Source organism: Streptomyces sp. NPDC043176 (assembly GCF_056436715.1).
Genome location: NZ_JBWKCA010000016.1, coordinates 147,312 through 165,818, shown reverse-complemented (window position 1 = coordinate 165,818; position 18,507 = coordinate 147,312). Strand labels below are relative to the sequence as shown.

Here is an 18,507-nt window from a genome sequence, read left to right as displayed (position 1 = left end):
CGGCGGTGCACCGGATGCCGGGTCCGGCCCCTCCACGGGAGGTGGGGGGCCGGACCCGGCCGGGGGTCAGGACAGGGTGGGGACGATCGCGCGGACCTTGGCCGCGATCTCGGCCGGGAGCGGGGCGTAGCCGGCCTCGGAGAGGACCTTCTGGCCCTCCTCGCCGGAGGTGTAGGTGAGGAACGCCTTCAGGGTCGCGAGAGTCTCGGCCTTGTTGCCCTTGTCGCAGGCGATCTCGTACGTCACCAGGGTGAGCGGGTAGGCGCCCTCGGCCTTGGTCGTGTAGTCGAGGGACAGGGCCAGGTCGTTGCCGGTGCCCTTGACCTTCGCGGCGGCGATGGCCTTGGAGGCGTTGTCCGTGGTCGCGGCGACCGGGGCGGAGGCACCCGTGTTGATGCTGACCGTGGAGATCTTGTTGGCCGTGGCGTACGAGAGCTCGAAGTAGCCGATGGAACCCTCGGCGTCCTTGACCGCGGTCGCGACACCGGAGGAGCCGTTGGCGGCCTGGCCGCCCGGGGCGGGCCACGACTTGGTCTTCGGGTCGTACTTCCAGTCGGCCTTCGCGGTGGCCGAAAGGTACTTGCCCAGGTTCTGCGTGGTGCCCGACTCGTCCGAGCGGTGGAAGGCCTGGATGGTGGTGTCCGGGAGCTTGGCGCCCGGGTTCAGCTTGGCGATCGCCGGGTCGTTCCACTTGGTGATCTTCGTGTCGAAGATCTTGGCCAGGGTGGGGGCGTCCAGGACCAGGTTGTCCACGCCGTCCAGCTTGTAGCCGATGGCGATGGGGCCGCCCACCATCGGCAGGTTGATGCCCTTGCCGCCCTTGCAGATCTTCTGCGACTCGGCGACCTCCTCGTCCTTCAGGGCGGAGTCGGAGCCCGCGAAGGCGACCTGGCCCTGGTTGAACTTGGTGATGCCGCCGCCCGAACCGATGGCCTGGTAGTTGACCTCGACACCGGAGCACGCGGCCTGGAAGTTCTTCACCCACAGGTCCATGGCGTTCTTCTGCGCGCTGGAGCCGGCGGCCAGAAGCTGGCCCTTGGCGCCGTCACAGGCGATGTTCGACGCGGTCGTGGCGGCCTTGGAGGAGCCGTCCTTGGTCGGGGTCTCCGTGTTGTTGTCCGAACCACACGCCGAGAGGACGAGCGCACCGGAGACGACGAGGGCACCGATCGCGGAGGCGCGAAGCCCGTTCTTGCGCGAAAGCTTCACTTTCGGGTGTTCCTTCCAGAAGCCGCCCTGGCGCGGACCGAGTGTCCTAACGTTCTACGGCGGCGTGTGTCGGTTTGGTGGGTGCATCGCTGTGCTCCGTGCACCGTGTAAGGCCGAAATTAGGCAGAACAGGTGAAGCGGTCGGCGGGGGAGGGTGAACGGGAAGTGAACCGTGCCGTAAGCCCGGGTGCGGGGCCCTTGGGCGGGCGGCATCCCCGTCAGGCCCCCGTTCCGGGCGCCGCCCCGCCCCTCCGCCGCCCCGCCCCTCCGCGGCTGCGCCCGCTGCGGCTGCGCCCGTCGTGCCTGCGCCCGTCGTGCCTGCGCCTGCTGCGGCTGCGCCCGCCGCGGCTGCGGCTTGCGCCACGGCCTGTCTGCGGCTTGCGCCCCGGCGCCTTCGTGGCTGCGCCTGCCGCACCCGGGGCTTGCGCCCAGCGCCTTCCGGGGCTCGGGCCCCAGCCGGTGGGTGCATGGGCTTGCGCCCCGGCGCCTTCGTGGCTGCGCCTGCCGCACCCGGGGCTTGCGTCCAGCGCCTTCCTGGATCGGCCCCCAGCCGGTGGGTGCGTGCCCGACCCGGTGGGGTGCGGCCCCGACCCCGTGGGCTGCGCCCTGCTGGCTTGGTTCTCTGCCCGTCCCTGGGCTCGCTCGGCCCACTCGGTCCCCTTCCCGTCCCTGGGCTGCGCCCCGGCCGCTTGGTCCGCTGTCCGTCCCTGGGCTGCGCCCTGGCCGTTTGGTCCCCTGCTCGTCCCTGGGCTGCGCCCTGGCCGTTTGGTCCGCTGTCCGTCCCTGGGCTGCGGGCCCCATGTCCACGTGGGCCCATGCCCCGTCCCTGGCTGCGCACGCACCCGCGCCCCGCGCCGAGTGCTTCGCCCTCTCCCACCTGCCGTGTGGGCAATCGTCCCGCTGGGCGGGACGGGTGGGCACACGGGACGGCGCCCTTTGCCGGGCCCGGGCTTCCGTGCCTGAGCGGTGCGCCGGAGGTGCGGCGCCGTCGTGGGGTTGTGCCCACCCGTTCCGCCCCGCGGAACGCCTGCCCACAACCCCGGGGGGCAGGGTGGGTGCGGCCCACAACCCGGGGGCGCGGGGTGGGCGCGGTTCGGTGGTTTCGCCTTGTGGAGGGCCTGCCCGCGACCTGGGTGGGAGGGCCTGCCCGGGATCCGGGCGGATGGGGTGCCCCGCGGCCCGGGCGGGGGCCTGCTCAGGGCCTGGGGGCGGAGGTGCGCCGTGTAGGCGGGGGTCTGCTCAGGGTCTGGGGGCGGAGGTGCGCCGGGTGGGCGGGGTCAGGGGTGGGGGAGGGAGGTGGCGGTGTCGAGGAGGGTGCGGTCGCGGGGTTGGGTGAGGCGGAGGCGGGCGGCGGGTGGGGGGAGCCAGAGGAGGGCGTCGATCTCCTTGGTGGGGGTGAAGGTGCCGGAGAGGGCGCGGGCGGACCAGTAAAGGACGTGCTTGGGGCGGCCGGCGACGGTGTAGCGGACGGTGGGCAGGCGGGGGCCGAGTTCGCAGTCGCGGCCGGTCTCCTCGAGGACTTCGCGCAGGGCGCAGGCCTCCGCCGACTCGCCGGGCTTGAGCTTGCCCTTGGGGTGGGACCAGTCGTCGTACTTGGGCCGGTGGACGAGGGCGATCTCGATGCCGTGGCCGGAGGGTGCCGGGCGCCACAGGACGCAGCCGGCGGCGAGGACGGGGGGTGGGGTGGTCATGGGACCGGGGCGGTGGTTCGGCGCCAGGCCTGTTGGAAGGCGAAGCGGGCGGCTTCGACCTCGTGGCGCTGGTCGGCGTGGAGGACGCCGAGCGCGTAGGCGGTGGCCGGGGCGATGCGGGGGGTGCGGGCGGCGGTGGCGGCCGCGGTCGCGGCTTCCGCGGCGTCGCGGTGCCGGTCGAGGGTCCGGGCCGCCTCGTAGAGGGCGGAGTCGGGTTCGCCGCCGGTGTGCAGGGCCTCGGAGGCGTAACGGTGCAGGCGGAGCAGGAGCCGCGTCTGGTGCCAGGGTGCGTCCTGGCTTTCCCCGGTGCCGAGGGCGAGGGCCGCGGCGTTGTACGGGTGGGCCGCCCGGGTCAGGGGCAGGCCGGCCACCGCGTCGAGGAGTCGCCGCTCGGCGACCTCGGCGGGCCCGTCCAGGACCTCCACGGCGGGGGCCGCGCCGATCGGGCCGAGCGGCACTTCGGAGGCGAGGAGTGCGATGGCGTCGGCGACGGCGTGGAAGCGGGCGGAGCCGAGCGCCTGGAGCGCGGCCGAGTGGGCGCGCGTACGGGCCAGGGTCAGTTGTCGTTCGAGGAGGGCGCCCGCGCGGGCGGCGCCCACGGTGAGCCCGTGCGCCTCGCTGCCGCGGGCGGCGGGCACGGGCGGCCTGCCGCCTCCGCCACCGGCCCCGCCTTCGCCTCCGCCACCGGCCGTACGGCCGATGCCGCCGGCACCCGTGGCACCGACCGTGTCTGCGCCGGCCCCGGCCCCCGTCCCGTTCGACAGGCGGGAGAGGGCGTCCACGAGGCGGACGAGGCGGGAGGTGCAGGCGTGTTCGAGGGCGAGGGTGCCGGAGAGCCAGGCGAGTTCGGTGCGGAGGTGGTCGGCCCAGGTGGTGTCGAGGAGGGGGCGGAAGGTGTGGAGGGTGGCGCTGATGCGGCGGGCGGCGCCGCGGAGGGTGCGGGTGGCTTCCTCCGCGCCGGCCGAGTCGGAGCCGCTGTCGCCGTGGAGGCGGAGGCCGCGGAGGAAGTCCGCGGCCCGGGCGTGGAGGTAGGGGGCGAGGACCTCGCCCGCCGTGACGTCCGCCGAGTGGTCAGGGCTGTGCACGCCGGCGCCTCCGCGCGTCGATGAGCATCTCCTGGACGTGCCGCAGGGGGCGGCCCTCGGGGTCGGTCGCGTGCCGCGTCCAGTTCCCGTCGGGGCCGAGGTGCCAGGAGGAGGTGGTGTCGGACATCCCGGTCTCCAGGAGCCGGGTGAGCGCGGCCCGGTGGGCCGGGTCGGTGACCCGGACGAGGGCCTCGATACGGCGGTCCAGGTTGCGGTGCATCATGTCGGCGCTGCCGAACCAGACCTCGGGTTCGCCGCCGTTGCCGAAGGCGAAGACCCGGGAGTGCTCCAGGAAGCGGCCGAGGATCGAGCGGACGCGGATGTTCTCGGAGAGGCCGGCGACTCCGGGGCGTACGGCGCAGATGCCGCGGACCCAGATGTCGACGGGGACTCCGGCCCGGGAGGCCCGGTAGCAGGCGTCGATGACGGCCTCGTCGACCATCGAGTTGACCTTGATCCGTACGTACGCGGGGCGGCCGGCGTGGTGGTGGGCGATCTCCTTGGTGATCCGGGAGACCAGGCCGTCGCGCAGCGACTTGGGTGCGGTCAGGAGGCGGCGGTACGTCTCGCGGCGGGAGTAGCCGGAGAGCCGGTTGAACAGGTCGGAGAGGTCCGCGCCGACCTGCGGGTCGGCGGTGAGCAGGCCGAGGTCCTCGTACAGCCGGGCGGTCTTCGGGTGGTAGTTGCCGGTGCCGACGTGCGAGTAGCGGCGGAGCAGTTCGCCTTCCTGGCGGACGACGAGCGACAGCTTGCAGTGGGTCTTGAGGCCGACGAGGCCGTAGACGACGTGGCAGCCGGCCTCCTCCAGTTTGCGGGCCCACTTGATGTTGGCCTGCTCGTCGAAGCGGGCCTTGATCTCGACGAGGACGAGGACCTGCTTGCCGGACTCGGCGGCGTCGATGAGGGCGTCCACTATCGGCGAGTCGCCGGAGGTCCGGTAGAGCGTCTGCTTGATCGCGAGGACGTCCGGGTCGGCCGCCGCCTGCTCCAGGAAGGCCTGGACGGAGGTGGAGAAGCTGTCGTACGGGTGGTGCAGGAGCACGTCGCGCTCGCGCAGCGCGGCGAAGACGTCCGGCGCGGACGCCGACTCGACCTCGGCGAGGTCCCGGTGGGTGCCGGCGACGAACGTCGGGTACTTCAGCTCGGGCCGGTCCTGCCCGGCGATCCCGAAGAGGCCGGTGAGGTCGAGCGGGCCGGGCAGCGGGTAGACCTCGGCGTCGGAGACCTTCAGCTCGCGGACCAGCAGGTCGAGGACGTACGGGTCGATGGACTCCTCGACCTCCAGGCGCACCGGGGGGCCGAAGCGGCGCCGCATCAGTTCCTTCTCCAGTGCCTGGAGCAGGTTCTCCGCGTCGTCCTCCTCGACCTCGAGGTCCTCGTTCCTGGTCACCCGGAACATGTGGTGCGCGAGCACCTCCATGCCGGGGAACAGTTCCTCGAGGTGCGCGGCGATCACGTCCTCCAGGGGCACGTACCGCTGCGGTGAGGCCTCCAGGAAGCGGGACAGCAGCGGCGGCACCTTGACGCGGGCGAAGTGGCGGTGGCCGCTGACCGGGTTGCGTACGACCACGGCGAGGTTGAGGCTCAGGCCCGAGATGTACGGGAAGGGGTGGGCCGGGTCCACGGCCAGCGGGGTGAGGACCGGGAAGATCTGCTGGCGGAACAGGGTGAAGAGCCGCGCCTGCTCCTTCTCCGTGAGTTCGGGCCAGCGGATCAGGTGGATGCCCTCGTCGGCCAGGGCCGGGGCCACGTCCTGCTGGTAGCAGGCGGCGTGCCGGGCCATGAGCTCGCGCGAGCGCGTCCAGATCAGGTCGAGGACCTCGCGGGGCTGGAGGCCGGAGGCGGAGCGGGTGGCCACGCCGGTGGCGATGCGGCGCTTGAGGCCGGCGACGCGGACCATGAAGAACTCGTCGAGGTTCGAGGCGAAGATCGCGAGGAAGTTCGCCCGTTCGAGGAGGGGTGTCGTGGGGTCCTCGGCGAGTTCGAGCACCCGCTCGTTGAACGCGAGCCAGCTGCGTTCCCGGTCGAGGAAGCGCCCCTGGGGCAGGGTGTCGCCCGCTGTGCCGTCGTCCTCGTACGTGTCGGGATCGGCGTCCAGGTCGTGGTCGAGGTCCGCCGCGGTGCTCGCGTTGAGCACGTGCGGGCGGTGCGCGGCTATGGAACCGAGCGAGGGCTGGGCGGACGGCGTGGCGGAGGACTGGACCGGTACCTCGGCGGGCTGCTGGCTCATGGGCCCATTCTTCCGCGCGAAGGGGTGGTGGGGCGCGTCGGAGCGGGCCGTGGGGCCGGGAAGTCTCCCTTTGGGGAGGCTGGACACGGAGCGCTTCATTGAGTGAGCGTCGCAAGCGTGTCTGAATGGCCGGTAACGACGACATGTCGTACGGGAATCGGGGGCGGGGCCCTTGTCAGGGCCCCGCCCCCGATTCCTCCTTACGGGTGACGGGCCTCGGCGGGGGCGCGTTGTTGCCGGTGCCGGGGCCGCGACCGCCGGGTTCCTATCGGTGCCGGGCCCGCAGGACGCGGAAGGCGGCGTAGGTTGCGAGGGCGGCGAGGGCGAGGACGATGCCGCTCTCGATGAGCTGGGTGGGCCAGAAGTGGGAGGCGGGGTGGTAGTCGACGAACTGGGTGGTCACGCCGTGCCGGGCCTGGCACTGGGCCTCCACCTTGCCCCACAGGCCCTCGGTGACGTCCGTGCCCGGGGTGCTCGCGGCTTCTTCCCAGCAGGTCATCTCGTCGAAGCGGGCGCCGGAGGCGGTGAGGAGTCCCGAGTCCGTCACGTGGCCGTCCGCGGGCACCATGAGCCCGGCGCCGGCCGCGCCGGTGTCCCGGCGCACCGGCAGGAAGGACCAGCGGACCGCGCCCATGACGAGCAGGACCAGGCCCATGACGAGGCCGGTGGCCGCCATGGCGACGAGGGTGCGGCGGATCAGCTGGCCGACGAGCGCGCCGACGGCGACGGCCGCGAGGACGTACGCGAGGAGGACGATGCCGGTGGCCTCGTACGGGCCGCGGTCGGCCCAGGTGAGGTAGTAGCTGCCGGAGACGCGGCTCCAGCCGATCCGGAAGACGCCGAGCAGGGCGAGCAGGGTGAGGAGGGAGACGGTGACGGTGGTGAGGAGTTTGGCGCGGAGCCAGGCCGCCGGGCTGACCGACTGGGTGAGGGACAGCTTGTACGTCCCCGACTCGAACTCGCGGGCGACGAGCGGGCCCGCGACGAAGACGCCGACGAGGAGCGGGAGGAGGAGCAGGTACACGCCCCCGTACTCCATGGCCAGGCGCAGTGTCTCGTAGCCGCGGTTCTCGTCGGCGGGGACCCGGTAGCCGTCCTGCACGAAGCGGTCGGGGGTCTGCGCGTCCCAGAGGCGCAGGGCGCCGACGCCGGCCAGGGCCAGGACGACGGTGGCGCCGGTCAGCCACAGCGTGCGCCGGTACTGGCGGACCGTCACCCAGTAGGGGCCCTTCAGGGCGAGCGTGCTCATGCCGAGGCTCCTTCGGTGGTGCGCAGGTGGGCGAGGAGGAGGTCTTCGAGGGAGGGGTCGGAGGTCTCCCAGGGGCCCTCGACCGGCCCTTCGCGGCGGACCAGGGCGGTGAGCTGACGGCCCGTGGTGCGGGACTCGACGACCGTGTGCGGGGCGAGGTCCCCGACGGGTCCGGTGAGCAGGGTGTGCGCGGCGAGGAGGTCGTCGACGGGTCCTTCGAGGCGGACCTTGCCGCCGTGGAGCAGGACGAGGTGGTCGCAGGAGCCCTCCAGCTCGGTGAGGATGTGCGACGACATGACGACGGTGGTGCCGTGTTCGGCCGCTTCGGCCATCAGGAGGCCCATCAGCTGGTGGCGGGCGAGCGGGTCGAGGTCGGCCATCGGCTCGTCCAGGAGCAGCAGTTCGGCGCGTTTGCCGAGGGCGAGCGCGAGGGCGACGCGGGTGCGCTGGCCGCCGGAGAGGTCGCGTACGAGGGTGTCGGAGGAGAGGCCGCCGCCGTCGACGACCCGACGGGCGACGGTGTCGTCCCAGCGTCCGGGGTTGAGCTCGCGGCCCATGCGGAGGGTGTCGGCGACGGTGAGCCGGGGGTGGAGCGGCTTGTCCTGGGCGACGTACGCGAGGCGCTCGCGGGTGGGGGCCTCGATGGTGCCTTCGGTGGGCCGGAGCAGTCCGGCGGCGAGGGCGAGGAGGGTGGACTTGCCGGCGCCGTTGGGGCCGACGAGGGCGCATATCCGGCCGGCGGGGAGGGTGAGGTCGCACTCGCGCAGGGCCCAGCCGCGGGCCCGGCCCCCGTATTTCTTGCCCAGGAGATCGGCCTCCAGCGCGATGCCGTCTCTCGTCATGCGTCGTCCCCCTCGAAGTGTTCCTTCAGTACGGATGTGAAGAGCGCGGCCACGTCCTCCCGCTCCAGTCCCGCGGCCCGGGCCCGCCGTGCCCAGTCGGCGAGTTCGCCGCGCAGGGGCGAGTCGGCGGGGCCGGTGCCGAGGGTGGCGCGGACGAAGGTGCCGAGGCCGCGGCGCGCCTCGACGAGTCCTTCGCGCTCCAGTTCCCGGTAGGCCTTGAGGACCGTGTTGGGGTTGATGGCCGTCGCCTCGACGACCTCGCGCGCGGTGGGCAGTCGGTCGCCGGGTTCCAGGAGGCCCATCCGGAGGGCCTGTTTCGTCTGCTGGACGATCTGGAGGTAGGTGGCGACGCCACTGCGCCGGTCGATGCGGTACTCGACCACGATCCCTTGCACCACCCTTTCACTAATCAAGTAGTGAAAGGGTGGTGCAAAGAAGGGGGCGGTGTCAACCGCCCCCTTCCCGGGGAGACGGTGTCAACCGCCCCCTTCCGTCGGAGACTCAAGACTCCGTGCGGTACATCAGGTCCACCTCGTGCGTGGCGAAGCCGATGCCCTCGTAGACCCGGACCGCCGCCGTGTTGTCCGCGTCCACGTACAGCATCGCCGTCGGCAGCCCCTGGGCCGCCAGGTGCCGCAGGCCGATCGCGGTGAGCGCCTTGCCGAGGCCGCCGCCCTGGGCGTCGGGCAGGATGCCGACCACGTACACCTCGCCGAGCTGCTCCTCGGCGTGCGTCTTCGTCCAGTGGAAGCCGATCAGCTTCCCGTCCCGCTCCGCGAGGAAGAAGCCCTTCGGGTCGAACCACGGCTCGGCCGTCCGGTCGTCCAGGTCCCGCTGGGTGAGCGAGCCCTGCTCGGGGTGGTGCGCGAACGCGGCGGCGTTCACGGCGAGCCAGTCCGCGTCGTCCTGGCCGGGCGTGAACGTCCGGACGGTGACGCCCTCCGGCAGCACCGGCTCCGGGATGTCGAGCGGCACCAGGGACCGCCGCAGCTGCCGCAGCTCGCGGAAGAGGGTCAGACCGAGCACCTGCGCCAGGTGCCGGGCCGCCGACTTGCCGCCGTGCGCCCAGACGCGCAGCCGCTTGCCGGAGGCGGCGAGCAACGCGGCGCCCAGCGCCCGCCCGTGGCCGCGGCCCCGCTGTCCCGGGTGGACCACGAGCTCGGCGGCCGGCGCCTCGATCGGGTCCGTCTCCTCCAGCTGCGCGTACCCGTAGAGGCGCGAGCCGACGGTGAGCAGGAGGTGGGTCACGCCCTCGCGCCTGCCGTGCCGCAGGTACAGCCGCCCCTGCTCGGACACGGCGTGCACCCCGTCGGCGTGGTCGGCCGCCTCCAGGAGGTCCAGGACGTCCCGGACCTGCTCCGGCGTGAGCTCGTCGTACGTGTTGATCTGCCGTCCCGGTTCGATGGCCGGCGCCGCATCGGAAGTCATGACCCGAGCCTACGGCGACACCCCGTCAGCAAGAGGCAACTGTCTTGTAACCCACTACCCCCTGTTGCGCTACGCGCGTTGACTCTAGGCTGCTCGCGCAACGGGGAGTAGATCAAGGCCGCGAATCGGGGCAAGGGGAGAGATGGCAGCGACGCCGAGGAAGAACAAGAGGGCACGGCGGATTCTGGCCGCCGGTGCCGGGCTGGCGACGGTCGGGGCGCTCGTCGCCGCGATGCCGTCGGCGGGGGCGGCGGGGGACGCGTACGCCGCCGGGCAGGGGACGAACGGCAAGGGATGGGGGCGGATGGTCGACGTCCAGCTGCTGTCCTTCAACGACCTGCACGGCACCCTGGAGCCGCCGGCCGGGTCGTCGGGTCAGGTGACCCGGACGAAGCTGGACGGGACGACCGAGAAGATCGACGCGGGCGGTGTCGAGTACCTGGCGACGCACCTGCGTCAGGCGCGTGAGGGGAATCGTTACTCCATCACGGCCGCAGCCGGCGACCTGATCGGTGCCTCCCCGCTGCTGTCCGGTCTCTTCCACGACGAGCCCACCATCGGCGCGCTGAACGCGCTGGACCTGGACGTCACCTCGGTGGGCAACCACGAGTTCGACGAGGGCGCGCGCGAGCTGGCCCGCATGCAGGACGGCGGCTGTCACCCGACGGCCGGCTGTTTCGTCGAGGGCGAGGAGTTCGAGGGCGCCGACTTCCCGTACCTCGCGGCCAACGTGACGAACGAGAAGACGGGCAGGCCGCTGCTCGACCCGTACTTCGTCTGGGAGAAGGACGGCGTCAAGATCGGCTTCATCGGCGTGACCCTGGAGGGCACCCCGAACGTCGTCACCGCCGAGGGCGTCAAGGGCCTGAAGTTCGGCGACGAGGTCGAGACGATCAACAAGTACACGAAGGTCCTGGAGCGCAAGGGCGTCAAGTCCATCGTCGCCCTGGTCCACGAGGGCGGCATGCCGGCCTCGGCCTCGTACAACTACAACTGCGACGGTGACGGCGACGGTGACGGCGAGGGCGTCTCCGGCGCGATCGTCGACATCGCCAAGAACGTCTCGCCGCAGGTCGACGCGCTGGTCACGGGCCACACCCACCAGGCGTACGTGTGCAGCATCCCGGACCCGGCGGGCAAGCCGCGTCTGGTCACCTCGGCGTCCTCGTTCGGCAAGCTGTACACGGACACGACGCTGACGTACGACCGCGCCACCAAGGACATCGTGCGCACGGCGGTCGACTCGGCCAACCACGTCGTCTCGCGTGACGTGCCGAAGGCCGCGGACCTCACCGAGCTGATCGAGGACTGGCGCACGCTCGCCGCGCCGATCGCGAACCGCCCGCAGGGCTACATCGCCGCCGACATCAACGGCCGCGGCTCCACGGCGTACGAGAAGCCGCTCGGCGACCTGATCGCCGACGCGCAGCTGGAGGGCCTGGCCCCGGCGGACAAGGGCGGCGCGCAGCTGGCCCTGATGAACCCGGGCGGTATCCGCTCCGACCTGGTCTTCAAGGCGTCCGGCGCCGAGGGCGACGGTGTGGTGACCTACGGCGAGTCCTTCACCGTGCAGCCGTTCACCAACATGATGAACGTCGTCGACCTGACCGGCGCGAACCTGATCACCGCGCTGAAGCAGCAGGTCAGCGGCTCGAACCTGAACAGCATCAAGATCCTTCAGGTCTCGAAGGGCCTCACCTACACGCTCGACATGACCAAGACGGGCGCGGACCGCGTCGTCGACGGCACGATCAGGCTGAACGGCGAGGCGATCGACCCGTCGAAGACCTACCGCGTCGCGATGAACGAGTTCCTCGCGGGCGGCGGCGACGGCTTCGGCGCCCTGGCCACCGGCACGAACAAGCTGGTCGGCGCCTCGGACCTGGACCTCTTCAACGCCTACCTGGCGAAGAACTCCTCGGCCGCCGCGCCGCTGCCGGTGCCGGCGGCGGACCGGATCACGGTCGTGAAGTGACCCTTCCGGGTCCCTGAGGGGGGCGGCGGTCCGTTCCGGCGGACCGCCGCCCCTTTTCCGTGCCGGATTCGGGCCGGCGATCCACCGCCTCTCTCCGCCGTCGTATCCGGACCGGCGGGCCGCCGCCCTCTCCGCTGTCGGATTCAGGCGTGATCCCGTCTGTGCTTGTTGATGCGTACCTGTCATAGTGCGGTGCCATGGACCGACGACGATTTCTCGTGGGAGCGGCAGCCGCCGGAGCCGCCCTCCTGGTCAGTGCCCCGCCGGCGGCGGCCGCGGACACGCGTGCGTGGATGGGAGCGCACGGGGACGCCACCGACCTGCGGCGCCTCACCATCCCCGGGACGCACGACTCGGGGGCCCGCTTCGGCGGCGCCTGGAGCGAGTGCCAGAACACCACCATCGCCCAGCAACTGGACAGCGGCATCCGCTTCCTGGACGTGCGGTGCCGGGTGACCGGCGGGTCGTTCGCGATCCACCACGGGGCCTCGTACCAGAACATGATGTTCGGGGACGTCCTCGTCGCCTGCCGGGACTTCCTCGCCGCCCACCCCTCCGAGACCGTCCTCATGCGGGTCAAGCAGGAGTACTCGGAGGAGTCCGACGCCACCTTCCGCGCCGTCTTCGACGACTACCTCGACCGGCGCGGCTGGCGCCCCCTCTTCCGCATCGGCGACACGCTCCCCGCGCTCGGCGAGGCCCGCGGACGGGTCGTGCTGCTCGCCGACAACGGCGGGCTGCCCGGGCTGAGGTGGGGCGGCCCCGCCTTCGCCGTCCAGGACGACTGGAACGCGCTGCCCGACGCCAAGTACCCGAAGATCCAGGCCCACTTCCGCACGGCCGCCGCACAGCCCGGCCCGCTCTACGTGAACTTCGTGAGCACCTCCGCCTACCTCCCGCCCCGCTGGAACTCCGACCGGCTCAACCCCTGGGTCCACGGGTTCCTCGACGGCTCCGAGATGGCCGGACGGACCGGGCTCGGCATCGTCCCGATGGACTACCCGAACACCCGGTCAGGCCTCGTCGAGGCCCTCCTCCGGCACAACTGACAGCTCGGGCGGCGGCGTCGGGGCGCCCGGCAGCCGCAGACTCGCCACGGTGCCGCCGCCCGCAGCGGGGGCCAGCGACACCGTGCCGCCGGCCTGCCGCACCGTACGCGCGACGATCGACAGGCCGAGGCCGGAGCCGGGGAGGCTGCGGGCCGACGGGGAGCGCCAGAAGCGGTCGAAGACGTGCGGGAGCTCGTCGGGGGAGATGCCGGGGCCGTGGTCGCGGACGGTGAGCTCGCCGCGCATCAGGGCCACCTCGACCTCGCCCCGCGGCGGCGAGAACTTCACCGCGTTGTCCAGGACGTTGACCAGGGCGCGTTCGAGTGCCGCCGGCTCCGCCCGCACGTACCAGGGGGCGAGGTCGGTGACGAAGGTCAGCTCGGGGCCGCGCAGCCGCGCCCGGTCGAGGGCGGTCCGGAGGACGCCGTGCAGCGGTACGACCTCCAGCGGGCCGGGCCGCGCCGTGTCGGGGCGGGCCAGCTCCTGGAGGTCGCCGATCAGCGAGGCCAGCTCCGTCATCTGCGCCTTCACCGAGGCCATCAGGGCCCGCCGGTCGTCCGGCGGGATCGCCCGGCCGGTCTCCTCGCTGCGCGCGAGGAGCTCGACGTTCGTCCGCAGCGAGGTCAGCGGGGTCCGCAGCTCGTGGCCCGCGTCGGCGATGAGCTGCGCCTGCCGGTCCCGCGAGGTGGCCAGCGCCGCCGTCATGGCGTTGAAGGAACGGGAGAGGCGGGCGATCTCGTCCTCGCCCTCCACCGGGATGCGGACCGTCAGGTCCTCGGTCGCGGCGACGTGCTCGACCGCCCCGGTGAGCCGGTTCACCGGCTCCAGGCCGGTCCGCGCCACCCACAGGCCGGCCGCGCCCGCGCCGACGACCCCGATCCCGGAGACCAGCAGCAGGACCCAGCGCAGCGTGGACATCGAGTTGTCGATCTCGGCGAGCGGCCGGGCGACGGAGACCGCGAGCCCGATGGGGCCCTCCTGCGGGTAGGTGTAGACCCGCATCTCGCGTCCGGCGTCGTCCCTGACCGTGTGCAGGGCGCCCTCCAGCTGCCCCCGGGCCACCCCGAGGTCGCCGGGCCCGGCCGGGATCGCGGCCTTCCCCGAGGTGCAGACGCTGCCGTTGGCGAGGATGACCTGCACGGTGTACGAGCCCGCCACCGGCGGCGGCGTCGTGCCCTGCCGGCACATGGCGAGCAGGCTCTGCACGCCGTTCGCGTCCAGGCGGGTGCTGCGCAGCGACGAGTCCATCTCCGCCTCCAGCTGCGCCCGGGTCACGAACCAGCAGGCCAGCGACACGGCCGCCACCGCGAACGCCACGGCGGCCGCGGTCAGCAGCGCGAGCCGCGACCGCAGCGGCCGCGAACGGAACCACGCCAGGGGGCGGAGCGCCCAGGGGCGCCGCGCCGGGTGACCGGTCACTCCCCGCCTCCTCCGCGCAGCGCGTAGCCCACGCCCCGCACCGTGTGGACGAGGCGCGGCTCGCCGCCGGCCTCGGTCTTGCGCCGCAGGTACATCACGTACACGTCCAGCGAGTTCGAGCTCGGTTCGAAGTCGAAGCCCCACACCGCCTTGAGGATCTGCTCGCGGGTCAGCACCTGCCGGGGGTGCGCCAGGAACATCTCCAGGAGGGTGAACTCGGTGCGGGTGAGTTCCACGGTCCGTCCGCCGCGCGTCACCTCGCGGGTGGTCAGGTCCATCCGCAGGTCCTCGAAGGCCAGCACGTCGCCGTCGGCGGGGCCGGGCGACGCCGCCGACGCGTACGAGCTGCGCCGGAGGAGGGCCCGGATCCGGGCGAACAGCTCGTCGAGTTCGAACGGCTTGACCAGGTAGTCGTCCGCGCCCGCGTCGAGTCCGGTGACCCGGTCGCCGACGGTGTCGCGGGCGGTGAGCATGAGGATCGGCACGGTGGAGCCGGAGGCCCTGATGCGGCGTGCCGCGGTCAGGCCGTCCATCCGGGGCATCTGGACGTCGAGGACGACGAGGTCGGGGGCGTACGACTCCATCAGGGCGAGCGCGTCGAGGCCGTCGACGGCGACCTGCGTCCCGTACCCCTCGAAGGCGAGGCTGCGGCGCAGCGCCTCCCGTACGGCGGGCTCGTCGTCGACGACGAGGATGCGCTCGGCTTCGTTCTGCTGTCCCGTCATGGGCTGTCCCGTCATGCGATCAGCGTCGCACGCCGTCCGTTCGGCGGTCAGTTGTCGCCGCCCGCGCGCAGGCTGTCGAGATCGGCCTTCACGGTGTCGATCGGGATGGCGAATCCGAGGCCGACGCTTCCGGCGGTGGAACCGCTCGAAGAACTGGGCGAATACATGGCCGAATTGATTCCGATGATCTCGCCGTTCATATTGATCAGCGCGCCGCCGGAATTCCCGGGGTTCAGCGAGGCGTCGGTCTGGAGCGCCTTGTACGTCGTCTTCGACGAGCCGGTGTCGCCGTTGAACCGCTGTCCGCCGAACTCGAACGGCCAGCCCTGCCGCGGGTCGTACTGCTGCCGCTGGTCCTGGCCGCCGCCGTCGTCGTCCTTGGCGACCGTCACGTCCCGGTCGAGGGCGGAGACGATGCCGCTGGTGACGGTCCCGGTGAGGCCCTCGGGGGAGCCGATCGCCACGACCTCCTCGCCGACCTTCACCTCGGAGGAGTCGCCGAGCGTCGCCGTCCTGAGGCCCGACGCGCCCTTCAGCTTGATCAGCGCGAGGTCCTTGTCGGGGTCGGTGCCGACGACGTCGGCCTCGTAGGTCTTGCCGTCGCTGAGCTGCACGCTGACCGAGGAGGCGCCGGAGACGACGTGGTTGTTGGTGACGATCTCGCCGTCGGAGGTGATGATCACGCCCGAGCCGGTGGACTTGCCCGCGTTCGAGCTCGCCGAGATCTCGACGATGGAGGGGGAGACGGCCGCCGCGACCCCGGCGACCGTGCCTTTGCTCCTCGCGGAGACGTTGGTGCCGTTCACCGCCGAGGAGGCGGTCGCGGGGCCGTCGGAGGTGAGCTGCTGCACGAGCGTCGCCGTGCCGCCGCCGATCGCCGCGGCCGCGATGGCCACGGCCGCCATGAGGCCGACCCCGCGCTTGGCGCGGCGGCGGGAGCCCGGAGCGGGGGCCGCGGCGAGGGCCACCGGCGGCTCCACGGGCGGCGGCACGTGCCCGCCGTGCCCGCCGGACGGCCAGATCGTCGTGCCCGGCTCCGTCGTGATCGGCCGCGTCGGCTCGTACGGAGGCCTCGGCGGGTAGTGGGGCTGCTGCGGCTGCTCCTGGAAGTCCGTCATGGCAATGACTCTCGGAGCTGTTCATGAGAGCCGTCTGAGGACCGGCTGAGAAGCCCGACAGAACCCTGTATGCCCCATGTAAAGAACGTTCTCCGAGGCCTGGGCGAAGGCCGTCCGCGCCGTCGTCTACGGTGCACGCGTAGGCGTCCCGTCCGAGGGACGCGGGGAGGGGAGACAACGTGCGCAGGACGACCAGGAGACTCGCGGCCTCACTGACCGGGGTACTGGCAGGGGGCCTCCTCGGGGCCACGCTGCCGGCCGGGACGGCACTGGCCTCGTCGTGGATGGACCGCTGCCCGTCCGGCTACTTCTGCGGGTTCACCGGGACCTCCGGCGCAGGCACCATGTTCAAGACGAACAAGAGCATGGCCACCCTGGGCACGTGGAACGACAAGCTGCGTTCGTGGACGAACAAGACCTCGGTGATCGCCTGCCTCTACAGCGACGCGAACTACGCGCTGAACGGCCCTTCCTCCACGTACTTCGCCGAGTTCTCCACCGGCTCCGGCACGGGCTACGACCTGAGCCTGGACAAGGCGATCAGCTCGATCAAGCTCGTACGCACCGAGAACGAGTGCGAGGGCAACGCCTACCCGCACTGGATCTCCGACCCCGGCACCACGGCCGCCGGGTTCGGCGACCTGGACGGCAACCGCAGGGCCGACGTGCTCTCCCGGGACCTGGCGGGTCGCCTGTGGTTCCTGCCGGGCGACGGCACGGGCCGACTGCTCGGCAGCGGCTGGAACGCCATGACGGCGGTGACCCGGCACGGAGACTTCTCCGGCGACGGCCGCGAGGACCTGATCACCCGGGACCGCGACGGCAAGCTGTGGCTCTACCCGGGCACCGGCACGGGTTCGCTCGGCACCCGGAGGAACATCGGCACGGGCTGGAACGCCCTGTCGGGCGTGACCGCCGTGGGCGACCTCTCCGGCGACCGCAAGGCCGACCTGATCGCGCGGGACGGGACCGGGAAGCTGTGGCTCTACCCCGGACGCGGCGACGGTTCGTTCGCGACGCGGAAGGCCGTCGGTACGGGCTGGCAGGCCATGAACCGCCTGGTCGGAAGCGGTGACATGAACCGCGACGGCAAGGCCGACCTGATCGCCCGCGACCGGGACGGCAGGCTCTGGTTCTACGCGGGCCGCAACAACGGCACCCTGGCACCGCGGACGCTGGTCGGCAGCGGCTGGAACGTCATGGAGTACGTCCTCGCCGTCGGCTCCTACGACGGCGACGGCACCAACGACCTGGTGGCTTCGACGAACGAGCTCTACCGGGGAGGCCTCCCCGGTCGGCTCCTCGGCTACCGCGGCTCGGGCACCGCGCCCGCTGTCCTCCGGCCGGTCCAGGAACTGAACGGCTGGGCCTGGTGGAAGCAGAACGGCGTGTTCTGACCCCGGCACTCCGTAGGGGGCGAGGGCCGGGCCGTCGCCCCCTCGCCCGGCTCAGTCGCCGTCGCAGCCGCAGGAGCGGCGCACCACCAGGGCCGACGGGAACAGCTTCACGCGCTCCCGGCGGGAGCCCGCGACGCGGAGGGAGTCGTCGAGGACGAGGTCCACGGCGGCCCGTGCCATCGCCGGCCGGTCCGAGGAGATGGTGGTCAGCGGCGGGTCGGTGAGCGCGGCTTCCTTCACGTCGTCGAAGCCGGCGACGGCCAGCTCCGTGGGCACCTCGATGCGCAGCTCGCGGGCGGCGCGCAGGACACCGAAGGCCTGGTCGTCGGTGGAACAGAAGATGGCCGGCGGCCGGTCCGGGCCGGCGAGCAGCTTGAGGGCGACCTGGTAGGCGTCGTAGCGGTTGTACGGGGCCTCGAAGAGCCGGCCCTCGGTGGAGCGGCCGGCCTCCGCCATGGCGCGCCGCCAGCCCTCGACGTGGTCGGCGACCGGGTCGCCGACGGCCGGGGTGTTCGGGACGCCGCCGAGGCACGCCACGTACGGGTGGCCGTGCTCCAGGAGGTGACGGGTGACGAGCTGGGCGCCGCCGATGTCGTCGGTCACGACGGCGACGTCGTCGATGGCCTCGGGCCGCTCGTGCAGCAGCACCACGCGCGCGTCCCAGGCCTCGATCTCGCTCGCGGCCTGCTCGCTCATGCCCTGGCTGACCAGGATCAGCCCGGAGACCCGCATCCCCAGGAAGGCGCGCAGGTAGTGGACCTCGCGCTCGGTGCGGTAGTCGGAGTTCCCGACGAGGACCATCTTCCCGCGCTCGGCGGCGGCCTGCTCGACCGCGTGCGCCATCTCGCCGAAGAACGGCTGCCGGGCGTCGGGGACGATCATGCCTATGAGGTCCGTGCGCCGGGACGCCATCGCCTGGGCCACCCGGTCGGGCCGGTAGCCCAGCTCCTTGATGGCGGCGAGGACACGCTCGCGCGTGGCCGGGGCGACCGGCCGGGGTCCGTTGTTGATGACGTAGCTCACGACCGCGGTAGAAGTACCTGCCAGTCGAGCTACGTCATCCCGCGTCACCTTGGCCACGCGCGGAAGT

15 protein-coding genes are annotated in these 18,507 nt (G+C 72.5%); 3 read left to right on the top strand and 12 right to left on the bottom strand.

What is annotated here, in order from left to right:
• Nucleotides 1–66: 66 nt before the first annotated feature.
• The 8 genes from pstS to mshD all read right to left on the bottom strand — a co-directional run bounded on the left by pstS (nucleotide 67) and on the right by mshD (nucleotide 9,734).
• A complete protein-coding gene (gene pstS, locus AC067A_RS25240) occupies nucleotides 67–1,209 on the bottom strand; it encodes a phosphate ABC transporter substrate-binding protein PstS (RefSeq protein ID WP_479244744.1) in 1,143 nt (380 codons plus the stop codon).
• 1,277 nt (nucleotides 1,210–2,486) lie between these two features.
• Nucleotides 2,487–2,900, bottom strand: coding sequence for an NUDIX hydrolase (locus AC067A_RS25235; protein ID WP_479244743.1), 414 nt, complete (start codon nucleotides 2,898–2,900; stop codon nucleotides 2,487–2,489).
• The gene (locus AC067A_RS25230; RefSeq protein ID WP_479244742.1) at nucleotides 2,897–3,985 is read right to left on the bottom strand and encodes a CHAD domain-containing protein; all 1,089 of its coding nucleotides are present in this window, start codon (nucleotides 3,983–3,985) and stop codon (nucleotides 2,897–2,899) included. Before AC067A_RS25230 ends, AC067A_RS25235 begins: the two co-directional genes overlap by 4 nt.
• Nucleotides 3,972–6,215, bottom strand: a complete 2,244-nt coding sequence (locus AC067A_RS25225) for an RNA degradosome polyphosphate kinase (RefSeq protein ID WP_479244741.1) — start codon at nucleotides 6,213–6,215, stop codon at nucleotides 3,972–3,974. The genes AC067A_RS25230 and AC067A_RS25225 overlap by 14 nt, the downstream gene beginning before the upstream one ends.
• Nucleotides 6,216–6,480: 265 nt before the next feature.
• Entirely contained in the window at nucleotides 6,481–7,464 is a 984-nt protein-coding gene (locus AC067A_RS25220; protein ID WP_479244740.1) for an ABC transporter permease, read from the bottom strand.
• Nucleotides 7,461–8,306, bottom strand: coding sequence for an ABC transporter ATP-binding protein (locus AC067A_RS25215; RefSeq protein ID WP_479244739.1), 846 nt, complete (start codon nucleotides 8,304–8,306; stop codon nucleotides 7,461–7,463). Before AC067A_RS25215 ends, AC067A_RS25220 begins: the two co-directional genes overlap by 4 nt.
• On the bottom strand, nucleotides 8,303–8,689 hold the full coding sequence (locus AC067A_RS25210; protein WP_026058795.1) for a GntR family transcriptional regulator: 387 nt from the start codon (nucleotides 8,687–8,689) through the stop codon (nucleotides 8,303–8,305). Before AC067A_RS25210 ends, AC067A_RS25215 begins: the two co-directional genes overlap by 4 nt.
• A 118-nt stretch (nucleotides 8,690–8,807) precedes the next feature.
• Entirely contained in the window at nucleotides 8,808–9,734 is a 927-nt protein-coding gene (mshD, locus tag AC067A_RS25205; protein WP_479244738.1) for a mycothiol synthase, read from the bottom strand.
• A 142-nt stretch (nucleotides 9,735–9,876) separates the two neighbouring features.
• On the opposite strand from mshD, the gene AC067A_RS25200 reads away from it, so the two are divergent.
• Entirely contained in the window at nucleotides 9,877–11,709 is a 1,833-nt protein-coding gene (locus AC067A_RS25200) for a bifunctional metallophosphatase/5'-nucleotidase (protein WP_479244737.1), read from the top strand.
• Nucleotides 11,710–11,906: 197 nt separating this feature from the next.
• Nucleotides 11,907–12,758 carry a phosphatidylinositol-specific phospholipase C gene (locus AC067A_RS25195; protein ID WP_479244736.1) on the top strand — a complete coding sequence of 284 codons (852 nt, stop codon included), beginning with the start codon at nucleotides 11,907–11,909 and terminating at the stop codon, nucleotides 12,756–12,758.
• Here the strand turns inward: AC067A_RS25195 and AC067A_RS25190 are convergent.
• Genes AC067A_RS25190 through AC067A_RS25180 form a run of 3 tightly spaced genes read right to left on the bottom strand, consistent with a single transcriptional unit; the run spans nucleotide 12,723 to nucleotide 16,020 of the window.
• Nucleotides 12,723–14,177, bottom strand: a complete 1,455-nt coding sequence (locus AC067A_RS25190; RefSeq protein WP_479244735.1) for a sensor histidine kinase — start codon at nucleotides 14,175–14,177, stop codon at nucleotides 12,723–12,725. The two genes, AC067A_RS25195 and AC067A_RS25190, sit on opposite strands and share 36 nt — an antisense overlap.
• Nucleotides 14,174–14,902, bottom strand: coding sequence for a response regulator transcription factor (locus AC067A_RS25185; protein WP_479244774.1), 729 nt, complete (start codon nucleotides 14,900–14,902; stop codon nucleotides 14,174–14,176). The genes AC067A_RS25190 and AC067A_RS25185 overlap by 4 nt, the downstream gene beginning before the upstream one ends.
• 47 nt (nucleotides 14,903–14,949) lie before the next feature.
• Nucleotides 14,950–16,020, bottom strand: coding sequence for a S1C family serine protease (locus tag AC067A_RS25180; protein WP_479244734.1), 1,071 nt, complete (start codon nucleotides 16,018–16,020; stop codon nucleotides 14,950–14,952).
• 179 nt (nucleotides 16,021–16,199) lie between these two features.
• Between AC067A_RS25180 and AC067A_RS25175 the strand changes: the two genes are divergently transcribed.
• Entirely contained in the window at nucleotides 16,200–17,417 is a 1,218-nt protein-coding gene (locus AC067A_RS25175) for an FG-GAP-like repeat-containing protein (protein WP_479244733.1), read from the top strand.
• A gap of 51 nt (nucleotides 17,418–17,468) precedes the next feature.
• On the opposite strand, the gene AC067A_RS25170 is transcribed toward AC067A_RS25175, so the two are convergent.
• Complete coding sequence (locus AC067A_RS25170) at nucleotides 17,469–18,497, bottom strand: LacI family DNA-binding transcriptional regulator (RefSeq protein ID WP_479244732.1); 1,029 nt, start codon at nucleotides 18,495–18,497, stop codon at nucleotides 17,469–17,471.
• Nucleotides 18,498–18,507 lie beyond the last annotated feature (10 nt).